The 12,109-nt window shown below is 43.6% G+C and carries 8 protein-coding genes; 6 read left to right on the plus strand and 2 right to left on the minus strand.

Annotation, left to right across the window (positions count from 1 at the left end):
- Positions 1-8 precede the first annotated feature (8 nt).
- On the plus strand, positions 9-506 hold the full coding sequence (locus tag FHW89_RS20275; RefSeq protein WP_172336861.1) for a peptidylprolyl isomerase: 498 nt from the start codon (positions 9-11) through the stop codon (positions 504-506).
- Positions 507-1,116: 610 nt separating this feature from the next.
- Here FHW89_RS20275 and FHW89_RS20280 read toward each other — a convergent pair.
- On the minus strand, positions 1,117-1,803 hold the full coding sequence (locus FHW89_RS20280) for a hypothetical protein (protein WP_172336862.1): 687 nt from the start codon (positions 1,801-1,803) through the stop codon (positions 1,117-1,119).
- 64 nt (positions 1,804-1,867) lie between these two features.
- Positions 1,868-4,657, minus strand: a complete 2,790-nt coding sequence (locus tag FHW89_RS20285; RefSeq protein WP_172336863.1) for a TonB-dependent receptor — start codon at positions 4,655-4,657, stop codon at positions 1,868-1,870.
- 135 nt (positions 4,658-4,792) lie between these two features.
- Between FHW89_RS20285 and FHW89_RS20290 the strand changes: the two genes are divergently transcribed.
- The 5 genes from FHW89_RS20290 to FHW89_RS20310 all read left to right on the plus strand — a co-directional run bounded on the left by FHW89_RS20290 (position 4,793) and on the right by FHW89_RS20310 (position 12,096).
- The gene (locus FHW89_RS20290; RefSeq protein WP_172336864.1) at positions 4,793-5,362 is read left to right on the plus strand and encodes an acyl-CoA thioesterase; all 570 of its coding nucleotides are present in this window, start codon (positions 4,793-4,795) and stop codon (positions 5,360-5,362) included.
- A 565-nt stretch (positions 5,363-5,927) separates the two neighbouring features.
- Positions 5,928-7,004: a fatty acid desaturase gene (locus FHW89_RS20295; protein WP_172336865.1), complete on the plus strand. Its 1,077-nt coding sequence runs from the start codon at positions 5,928-5,930 to the stop codon at positions 7,002-7,004.
- A 196-nt stretch (positions 7,005-7,200) separates the two neighbouring features.
- On the plus strand, positions 7,201-8,709 hold the full coding sequence (locus tag FHW89_RS20300; RefSeq protein ID WP_172336866.1) for a PD40 domain-containing protein: 1,509 nt from the start codon (positions 7,201-7,203) through the stop codon (positions 8,707-8,709).
- 198 nt (positions 8,710-8,907) lie between these two features.
- A complete protein-coding gene (locus FHW89_RS20305; protein ID WP_172336867.1) occupies positions 8,908-9,822 on the plus strand; it encodes a sugar phosphate isomerase/epimerase in 915 nt (304 codons plus the stop codon).
- A 594-nt stretch (positions 9,823-10,416) separates the two neighbouring features.
- Positions 10,417-12,096, plus strand: coding sequence for a GMC oxidoreductase (locus FHW89_RS20310; RefSeq protein WP_172336868.1), 1,680 nt, complete (start codon positions 10,417-10,419; stop codon positions 12,094-12,096).
- Positions 12,097-12,109 lie beyond the last annotated feature (13 nt).

Here is a 12,109-nt window from a genome sequence, read left to right on the forward strand (position 1 = left end):
ACTTTACAATGAAGATTGAACCACAACACGTAGTATCATTAACTTACGATTTGTATGTTGACCGCGACGGAGCCGAAGTTTTAGCTGAAAGCGCCACGCAAGAACAACCATTAACCTTTTTATTCGGCGCTGGCCAGATGCTGCCTAAATTTGAAGAAAACCTGAGCACGCTGTCAACCGGTGATGCTTATGAGTTTCGTCTGTCTGCAGCTGATGCTTATGGCGAATATGATCAGGAAGCTGTAGCTAACCTGCCTAAAGAAATGTTCCAGGGTCAGGAAATTCCTGAGATCGGCAGCATTTTGCCTTTACAGGATAACCAGGGAAACCGTTTCCAGGCGCAGGTAGTATCGGTAGCAGAAGATGCTGTTATTGTTGACCTTAACCATCCGATGGCTGGCCAGGAACTGCATTTTAAAGGTAACATCCTGAATGTACGTCCGGCTACTCCGGAAGAATTATCACACGGCCATGCACATGGTCCGGATGGTCATCACGCTCACTAATTTTATTGATATAAAATAGATAAGAAAACGCCGGGTTTATGCCCGGCATTTTTTTTAAATATGTCATTGCGAAGCGTGGCAATCGCATACTTTACAGAGCTGCTGAGCCAGGCGTATACCCGCTCTTGGCCGCGCGGGAGGGCCAGTTACTTTGTAGCCACAAAGTAACCAAAGGGCTTTCAGGAGAAATGCTTCTTTACGCACAATGCCTTTGTCCTGCAAATCAGTCAGAACCACGGGCTGCAATTATTTTGCCCAACTTTGTTCCCACAACCCTAGGCTTCAGCAAAAACTTGCTATGCCCCTGCAGCCGCACAGGCCACCATTGTTCTGCCCGCTTTCGCCCGAAGCTGTTCTGCTGACCGAACGGAAAGAAAGAAAACTGTATTTTGTACAACTCCTTTGTCATGCTGAACGGAGTGAAGCATCTATTATGCGATATGCCTGCTTACGAGTAGATCCTTCGTTCCTCGGGATGACAAATTTTTTAAGTAAAATTAACTCGTAAAAAATCCTAAAAACGGCGTAGCCCTCAACGGAGTTAATCATGGTTCAGACAACTTTCGAAGCTTAATCACCAATTCACTTAATCAATAATTCACTAATTGCCTTAAATTTCCAGTCCTCCGTCATTATCAATATAACACCTCATCATGATGCGGCAGCCTATGGGTTCGCCGTTTAGGGTGGCGGGAATAAATATCTTGTCTTCTTCGTTGGGCATATCGGTACGCAGGTTAAATACTCTATGGTAATTAAGCCCGCTGAATAAGTGTACCTTAAAATCGGCCAGTCGACCGCCCGGGCTTACGAGCAATTCAATAACCGCATAAGATGCATTACGACTGATGCCCATGAGTTCGTTTGGGAGTTTAAATACTTTAAGATAGGGCAAATAGCCAAAATAACGCCCCCCTGCTTTAATAGGTTTGGTTGTACGGTCGGAGTCGGTTAGTACCTTATCTACAAAATACCTAAGGTTTGAGGTGGTGTCTTCAACGGCCTCAAATTGTAATGACTTTTTAGTGTAGTCGTAATTTTGAAGCAGGTGGCCCTGTGGATCATAAAAATGCCATACACCAACCTTTTTGTCTTTATCAAAATTACCGCTGGCCACGGCAATATCTTTTTCGGTAAGGGCCTGGTATAAACCCTGTCGTGTGCTTTTATCGCTTTTAAGTACCGATATCCGTTCGGTTATCTGATCGGTAAGACGGTGTTTGCGTACCACGGTTTCCTGTGTAAAACCGGTAGTAAAATAAAAAAACAGGATGGTAAATAAGGTTATAATTTTCAACGCAGTTCAATTTTGGTAAATATAAAACAGGTTTCACGTAATGTCAAAAGCGCTGCCGTATAAATTAGCCTCGTCCACCTCCACCTCTGCGCCCACCGCCGCCTCCACCACCATTCCGGCGTCCACCACCACCGCCACCAGAAGGACGACTACCTTTAAATTTTTGCAAACGCAGGGTAAATGAAAGCATAAAATACCTGCCCAGCCGGTTGGTGCGCGTATCAATGATCTGGTTGCCGGATACCGTGCGGCTTACGCCTTTGTTTTCGTCGAAAATATCAAAGGACTGGAAACGTATGGAGGCGATGTGTTTGGCCAGGAACTGGTATTCAACATAACTGCTCAGCAGGGTAGGGTTGGCCTTTATCGTACTGCTAAAGCCATGGTTAATGGTTTGGGTAAGGTTATAACCCAGCACCCAGCTGTAAAAGAAATAGTTGCGGCCATCAAGCCCCAGCGTCCACGTGCTGGCATCGGTATTTAAGGATGATGGCAGGCTGTAGCGGGTGGTATTGACGCTGTAATTGCCACTTACCTCGGTATCCATAATGCTATCGATATCTACCCTCAGTTTCAGTCCCTGGTTCCAAACCCAGTTTTTACCCATGTTGCGCTGATTTTCGATAAAGGATACGTTGTTGTTATAACCCGCGCCGCCGTTTAAGGATACGGTGAACTTGCGTTGAGCAAATGGTTTCGAAAACGAATAGTTACCGTTGATATTATACAAACCATTAGTGTTCAGGTACCGGGTTTCCTGTATGGTGTTGTTGCGCTGGTTTGGATCGGTCCCGGTGCCGCTTGCAATAGATACCGGGGAAGTGTTGGTGACAATAGCGTTCTGCGTTTCGGAGAACGACAGGTTGGTGAACAGCGAATTACCGCTGGTAAGATCAAACTGATTATAGCGCAGGTTGATGTTATTGGTAAATGAAGGTTTCAGATCGGGGTTGCCATACACCCGGTTCTGCGGGTTTGAATAATCGGGCTGAATCTGTAACTGCGTAAACGAAGGCTGACTATTGGAACCACTGTAATTGATGGTGAAAGAATGGTTGCGCGAAAAATTATAAATGAACCTGGCCGTTGGTATCACATTAAAGGTATTGGTGGTGGTGCGAAAGTTGTGCGATTCACCTTCCAGCGTTGATGGCTGCACCGCCATACCTATGGTGTAATTATATTTGGCGCCTATGCCCCGGATGTTTAAACCAAAGCGATTGGTGATAAACTGGTAATTGTAAATAGTACTGAGTGAATCGACAAAAGTTTGGCTACCCGTTGCCGGATCAACCCGGTAATTGTAGCGGTTATTATCGGTATTGGAATAGCTGTAACCATAGTTGGCCTCCAGGTAAGTGGTTTTGCCGATGGGTTCGATATAAGATAAATGTACGTTTGCCCGCCGCGAGTTATTATTGCTGTTGATTTGCTGGAAAAGCGGGGTCACGATGGTATCCTGCCGGGTAGTGTACTGATCATTTAATCCCTGATCGCTTTCTGACAAGCTCAGCCCGGCGCTCACGCTGAAGTTGCGCCCTTTTTTATGAAACTTATGATTGTACAATATATTGATGCCCCCGCTTTTGGGGGTAGAGTTGGTTAAAGCCAGTTCGTTACCAGTTACCAGTGTGCCATTGCGGCTATTGCTAAAGGTATCGGTGCTGATGGTGTTGGATATGCCGTATGAAAAACTGGGATTTACCTTGAGGTAATTGGAGGTATCGATCTTGTACTCCATATTAAAATCAAAGCGGTGGTTTACACCGTGATTCCTGTTGTCGCTGTTATCGTTGTTGATGAGTGTACCCGATTGAAATACGTTTTGCTGCACCGTAGTGCTGGTCTGATCGCGGTCTTTATCGGCAAAGCTGTAACTGCCGTAAACGGTGATTTTTTTACCCCAGTCGTCACGGTAATTGGTACCGACAGACCTGTTGGTGGTAATACCATTGGCCGTACTGATCTGCGAGCCACCGCCGCCGCCTCTGCCACCACCACCGCCGCCACCACCCAGGTTAAAGGAGTTGGTATTGGTGTTGTTGAGTGTGCCGATAAGGGCTATCTGCCGGGTATCCATGAACGTATTGGCCGATAGGCGCGCCTGGTATTTATCGTCATTACCTACACCTATGCTTCCCTGCCCAAAGTTGCCCCGGTTTTTGCTCTTCTGTATGGTAATATTCAGGATCTTGTCGGGGTCGCCGGTTTTAATACCGGTAAGGTTGGCCTGATCGCCGTAATCATCAATTACCTGTATTGCATCAACAATGTCAGCGGGCAGATTTTGGGTGGCGGTTTGCACATCGCCGGTAAAATAATCCTTACCGTTAACCCGTACTTTGGTTACCTGCTTGCCATGTGCCGTTACGTTACCGTCCTTATCCACAGTTACACCGGGTAGTTTTTTTAGCAGGTCTTCCACCGGCGACCCCTCACGTACTTTGTAGGCACTGGCTTTATATTCAACCGTGTCCTCCTTAATAGTAATGGGATTGGCCTCGGCAACCACATGCACCGTCTTTAAAAAGTTGGTTTGAACCTGAATTTTTATCGGATCGAGCTTAATAGGTTTGGTGTCATTATCCATTACATAACGGCGTATCAGGGTTTGATAGCCAATGCCGCTTACCGTTATTTTAAAATTTTTTGAGTTAACTGCCGGGAAGCTAAACGCACCGCCCACGCCGGTAGCCGCGGTAAGGCTATCTTTATCAGATATTAGCTTGATGTTAACACCGGGCACCGCGCCAACACTGTCTACAACGGTGCCGCTCACCTTGCGGCTTTGCTGCGCCAGGGTCTGCGTTATGCATAAAGAACAAAGGAGAATAAGTAGTAGGTGTTTGGTCATAGTGCAGGTTTAATGAATACAAAAGACCATAAAGATTTAATTAAGTTTAATATATTAAATGTGTGTAATACTATTGTTGCAGAAATTACCATTTTGATGCTTAAACTTGTAACGAACTTATAACAAAAACTACGCATGACAGCGCTCACCGATCAATCTGATTACAAAACGGTAAGTTTTTCTCAAACTACCATCACCGAACTGATGATACCTTCCTACTCCAATTTTGGGGGCAAGATACATGGGGGCATTTTGCTGTCGCTGATGGATAAGGTGGCTTATGTATGTGCCGCTAAACATGCCGGGAATTACTGCGTAACCGCCTCTATTGATACGGTGGATTTTTTGCAGCCGGTAGAAGTCGGCGAACTGGTATCCCTCATGGCATCGGTTAATTATGTGGGTAAAACTTCCCTGGTGGTGGGTATCCGCGTGGTATCGGAAAACATCAAGAATAATTCGGTAATGCACACCAATACCAGCTACTTTACCATGGTTGCTAAGGACGAGAACAACAAACCTGTAAAGGTACCCGGCCTGATATTGGAAAACCGCGAGCAGGTGAGGCGTTTTATCGAATCGCGCCGGCGCAAGGAGATCAAACAAAGCTATATGCAGGAAGTAGAACAGATCCAGATGCCCGATAATTACGAACATTGCATCGCCATGCTCATGGGCGAACGCTGCCTGGTAGCAGGGGAATAGGGTTTTTAAAGTCAAAAGTCAAAAGTCAAAAGTCAAAAGTCAAAAGGCAAAAGTCAAAAGTCAAAAGGCAAAAGTCAAAAGGCAAAAGGCAAAAGGCAAAAGGCAAAAGGCAAAAGGCAAAAGGCAAAAGGCAAAAGGCAAAAGGACATTATGTTAAGCAGGAAATCCTGGGAATCCCTAAATCATGTCAATCAAGGTTCAGACAAAATCAACGTAATCAAAAACATCAACGGTGACATTTATTTGACATTAGATGAAATAAAGTATCAGGTTCGGAGTTTAAACTATAGGTGTTAAGTTTAATACCTGTGCTCTGCAACAATTAACCTGCATTAAATGGAAGGACTTCACCGTCACTAATCAACACACACATTCGTTACCCCTACCTATTGTCAATCCTACTTACAACTCGAAGGAATACTCCGAAAAGGGTTTAAGTTTTAGCAGGGATTTGGCACAACATAATATATCTTTAGAAAATGACAATTCGGTGATATTATATCACTACATTGTGAGCGCTAACTATCCCCTTTAAACTATTTACTATTAATCCCCACAAAACTTAATGGCTTTTTTAAACACGGTACTTGAACCGCCTTCATACGGCTGGACGGATGAAAATGGTGACCTCTCCAAACCCTCTAACGGCAAAATTGTAAAAGAATTTTTTTCAAGACTCAACGTATTTAAGGACAAAAAAAACTGGCTCTCGTTTTTAAGCTGGTTCCTGGTATTGGCTTTGGTGCCTTTTTTAGGTCTGTTTATATTTAAATATTTCAGCTTTACCGGTTTAATTGTGGCTTTTGTTTACAGCATGATCATCATGGGTACGCATGGCACCATTTGGCATCACCGGTATTGTACGCATAGTGCCTATACATTCAAAAATAAATTCTGGCGGTTTTTTACCCAAAATTTAACATTAAAGATCATCCCCGAAGAGATCTACGCGGTATCGCACCATGTACATCACGCGCTTTCAGATCAGCCCGGCGATCCGTACAATGCCCAGGGCGGTTTTATGTACTGTTTCCTGGCCGATGTAAACCACCAGCCCATTGCCCGCAACATGGGCGAGGCCTGTTATAAAAAATGCGTTAATCTCATGAAGCATGTGGGCGTTATTCCTAACACCTACAAACAATATCAAAAATGGGGAACCATTGCTAATCCATACCGCACTATCTTGGGTATCATATTAAACTGGGGCTTTTGGTTTGTGGCATTTTACCTTTTGGGTGGTATGCCGCTGGCTTGCGCGGTTTTTGGTTCGGCAGGTATCTGGGCTGTTGGAGTACGTACTTTTAATTACGAAGGCCACGGCAAAGGCGAGGATAAACGCCGCGAAGGTATCGATCATAACCGCGAAGACATGTCTATCAATCAGCTATGGCCGGGTTATGTGGCCGGCGAATGGCATAATAACCACCACCTGTTCCCCAAAAGCGCCCGCTCTGGTTTTAAACCGCACCAGCTTGATCTGGCCTGGTGTTATATTAAATTTTTAAGTATGATAGGGGCAGTAAGTTCGTACCGCGATTCCAAAAAACAATTCCTGCTGGAGTACTGCACCGTGAAACCAGTTGCTGGGCCAATTGCCGAATATCCGCAAACGGTTAAATCTGTATTTATAGCCGAGTAATAATTAACCAATACGAAAAAAATTAAAAGGGAATGATAGCTTAGCTGTCATTCCCTTTTTTTGTTAAAAGCACACATATAAAATAAAGGCAGATAAGTAAAATATATGATATGAATAAAATAATGCTATACCATTTACAATTGGATTTTATAACTTAGTGAACCCAATTATATAGTGTAATATAAACACCTAATCCATGCGTAATAAAATACAGTTTTTGTTTTTTAGCCTGCTTTGTTTTATTGTTCTTGTTAACCAAAAGGCAATTGCTCAGGCTTCCGCAATCGGGATATTTGACGGGCATACCGATGTAGGTCTGGTAAAACACCAGGGCAATGTGCAATACGATCCTAAATTGCAGCAGTATCACCTCGAAGGATCAGGCGCAAATATCTGGGCCACAAGCGATGCTTTTCATTTTGTGTGGAAACGCATAAAAGGCGATTTTATATTACGCACCAATGCCGCTTTTATAGGCAAAGGTGTTGAGGATCATCGCAAAATTGGACTGATGATACGCAGTACGCTCGATTCTAACTCCAAACATATCAACGCGGTTGTTCATGGCGATGGTTTAACATCCTTACAATACCGCAAAACGGTAGGGGGTATCACCGAAGAGAAAAAATCAACAATAACCGCTGCCAATGTGATACAACTGGAGCGGAAGGGTAATACCTATACCATGTCGGTAGCGCGCAAAGGCGATATGTTTGTAACCGAAGAAGTAAGCGATCTTGACCTGGGCGACGAAGTATACGTAGGCATATTCATCTGCTCGCACAATGCCAATGTTACCGAAAAGGCCATCTTTAATAATGTACGTATTGTAGTGCCTGCCCCGGCAACGCTTGTGCCATACAAACAATACCTGGGCAGCAGTATCGAATTGCTCGATCTGGCTACGCAAAACAGTACTGTCGTTTATCAATCTCCCAAATCATTACAGGCGCCAAACTGGATGCATGACGGGCAATCAATTATTTATAATAGCGAAGGCTCTTTGTATAAATTCAACCTTAAAACAAGGCAGCCTGTTGTGCTGAACACCGATCCGGCAAAAAATAACAATAACGATCACGTTTTATCTTTCGATGGAAAAATGCTGGCCATCAGTAGTGGAGATGGCGGGCCGTCCATAGGGTATACTGTGCCGGCTACGGGAGGCAGGGCCAAGAGGATATCTGCTGTAGGCGTTGGCGCGAGCTATATGCACGGCTGGTCGCCTGATGGAAAGTACATCGTTTTCTGCGGCGAACGTAATAGGGAATTTGATGTATACCGAATTCCTTCGGTTGGTGGCAAAGAAGTAAGGTTGACCAATAGTCCGGGTTTGGATGATGGTCCGGAGTATACACCCGATGGTAAATACATTTATTTTAATTCGGTACGCAGCGGACTGATGCAGGTTTGGCGTATGAAAGCCGATGGCAGCGAACAAACGCAGATCACCAGCGATGATTATAACAACTGGTTTCCGCATGTATCGCCCGATGGTAAGTGGATCTGCTACATCACCTTCCTCAAAAACGAGGTAGAACCCGGCGATCACCCTTTTTATAAACATGTATTCATCAGGGTGATGCCTGCAGGTGGTGGGCCTTCCAAAGTGGTGGCTTATTTGTATGGCGGACAGGGTACTATCAACACACCTTCGTGGTCGCCAGATAGTAAACACATTGCGTTTGTGAGTAACTCTCAATAAAGAGGCAAGAGATAAGAATCAAGAACCAGGAAAAAATTGAAGATTGAAAAATATGCGAAAATCACCTTTATGATGACAGAATGATAAATTGAATTAAATGCAATTAAAAAGAAAAATATGTAGTTATCTTGTCTCTTGATTATTGTTTTCTTGACTCTAATCAAATATCCCAATTATAACCTTAAATATATCATTTCCATGCAAACCTCCCGCAGATCATTTTTAAAAACAAGTGCAGTAGCCTTAGCTGGCGCAGCTTTATTACCCGATAGTTTACTGGCATCACAAAAACGCCTGCAACGTGTGGGTGTACAGTTGTACAGCGTACGCGATGCCATGAAGGTAGACCCAAAAGGAACGCTAAAAAAGCTGGCCGACGCCGGTTATCATCATGTAGAGCATGCCAACTATGTTGATCGTAAATTTTATGGTTTTACACCCAAGGAATTTAAAAAGATACTTACCGATCTGGAACTTAAAATGCCAAGCGGCCATACGGTAATGACTGCCCAGCACTGGGACGAAGCCAAAAACGATTTTACCGACGCCTGGAAATATACGGTAGAGGATGCCGCCACTGTTGGTCAGCGTTATGTAATCAGTCCATGGCTGGATGAAAGTCTGCGCCATGATACCGATAAATTAAAACGCTTTATGGAGCAGTTTAACAAAAGCGGCGAACTGTGCCAAAAGTCGGGGATGAAGTTTGGCTATCATAACCATAACTTTGAGATCAGCACCAAGGTAGGGGATATTACCCTGTATGATTTTATCATCCAGAATACCGATCCAAAACTGGTAGCTCAGCAAATGGATGTTGGCAATATGTTTAGCACCGGTGGTGTAGCGCTTGATTTTATTAATAAATATCCGGGTCGTTTTGAATCGCTGCATGTTAAGGACGAGATCAAAGTAGCACCAAGAGCCGATGGTGATGATACCGAAAGCACGATACTGGGTCAAGGGGTATTGCCGGTTAAAGAAATTGTAAAGGCGGCTAGCAAAAAAGGGGGCACGGTTCTGTTTATCATTGAGCAGGAAGCTTACCAGGGAAAAGACCCGGTTGATTGTGTAAAAATTGATTTACAAACCATGAAAAAATGGGGTTATTGATATTATTAAGGTAATTTCACCAAGGCAATAAATTTCCAGACCTACTCTTTTTTTAGTAGTGAAAATTATTAAGTTTGGAAATCTTTTATAGGCCCGACACCCCAGTTAAATAATAAAAAATGTTTGCATCAAATGGTCACTGACATATTTAACAAGGTTTTGCTAAAACAATTTACCAAAATATGTACAGGCGTATGGCTGCCAAAAAATGTAGCTTTTACAGTTTATGCAACCAAAATGCTGTTAATGAAGTAAAAAAAGAGGATATACAGGTGAAGATACAGCTTAAATTGTATTTATATTTTTTTGATCCTGTTTTTTTAAAACTTATTGATATATAATACTTTGTGTTTTTTAAATGTGTTTTTATTTTAAATTTTCGGTATACAAATAGGTAATATAATAGAGTGATTTTACTTTAGGCTTGTGGGAATATGAGTTCCTAAATGCCAGGCCAAAAAACTTAAATTGATAAACCGAATTAAATTATTTCAATGTGTAAAAAAAACACAATGACATATTGTAAAATAATTTTTATTCATACATTTAGCCGGATAACCAAGTATTAAACAATTTCATTTTAACCGAATAAATATGTCTGCAAACACTTATGACGCTATAGTCATTGGCTCAGGAATCTCAGGCGGGTGGGCTGCCAAGGAACTAACAGAAAAAGGTTTAAAAACCATTATGCTGGAGCGTGGTCGTAATATCGAGCACATTAAGGATTATGTGAACGCTAACAAAGCGCCGTGGGAATTCCCGCATCGTGGTGGGCGTACGCAAAAAATGATCGAAGATTACCCGGTATTACAGCGGGATTATCCGCTTAATGAAACCAACCTTGATTATTGGGCAAGTGATAAAGACAGTCCATATACCGAGGTTAAAAGATTTGACTGGTTCCGTGGTTATCACGTGGGCGGCCGTTCACTCATGTGGGGCAGGCAATCATACCGTTGGGCCGATGTTGATTTTGAAGCCAACCTGAAAGATGGTATCGCTGTGGATTGGCCTATCCGTTATAAAGATATCGCCCCGTGGTACAGCTATGCCGAAAAGTTTGCAGGTATATCTGGCAATAAAGATGGCCTGGCCATTTTACCGGATGGCGATTTTATGCCGCCCATGGAAATGAACGTGGTTGAAAAAGATGTAGCCAAACGTTTAAAAGAATATTATAAAGAAGAGCGGGCCATGATCATTGGTCGTACAGCCAATATCACCGTGCCACATAATAACCGTACTAATTGCCAGTACCGTAACAAATGTTGGTTGGGTTGTCCGTTTGGCGCTTATTTCAGTACACAATCGGCTACTTTGCCAGCGGCTATGGCTACGGGTAATTTAACCGTTCGGCCGTGGTCAATCGTAACCAAAATCTTGTATGATAAGGATACCAAAAAAGCCAAAGGTGTAGAGGTACTGGATGCCGAAACCAACAAAACCTATGAGTATTTTGCCAAAGTTGTGTTCCTGAATGCATCTACCATTAACTCTGCCTGGATCCTGATGAACTCGGCAAATGATGTTTGGGAAGGTGGTTTAGGCAGCAGCAGCGGCGAACTGGGTCATAACCTGATGGATCACCACTTAAATGTTAATGCCTGGGGCCATGTAGAGGGCTATGAGGATAAGTACTACTTCGGGCGCCGTGCAAACGGATTTTATATTCCCCGTTTTGCCAATCTGGGTAACGATAAACGCGATTTTATACGTGGTTTTGGTTACCAGGGTGGTGCAAGCCGCGAAGGATGGAGCCGTGACATTGCCGAACTGAGCATTGGCGGAGCCTTTAAAGATGCCTTAACCGAACCAGGCTCATGGTCTGTTGGTATGGGTGGTTTTGGCGAAACCCTGCCTTACCATGACAATAAGGTTTTCATCGATAAAACCAAAAAAGATAAATGGGGCCTTCCGGTTATCGCTATTGACGCGGAACTGAAAGACAACGAGAAAAAAATGCGTATCGCTATGGAAAGCGAAGGTAAAGCCATGCTGGAGGCCGCAGGTGTTAAAAATGTACAAACAAGCAGCAAAAACCCATACCTGGGCCGTGGTATTCATGAAATGGGAACCGCACGTATGGGCCGCGATCCAAAAACATCGGTACTGAACCAGTGGAACCAGGTTTGGGATGCCAAAAACGTATTTGTTACCGATGGTTCATTCATGACCTCGGCCGCATGCCAGAACCCATCACTTACTTATATGGCCATGACCGCCCGTGCAGCCAACTACGCGGTTGAGGCCTTAAAGAAAAACGAGATCTAATTAACCGGATATC

It is taken from the genome of Mucilaginibacter sp. SG564, assembly GCF_013149275.1.
GTDB lineage: Bacteria > Bacteroidota > Bacteroidia > Sphingobacteriales > Sphingobacteriaceae > Mucilaginibacter.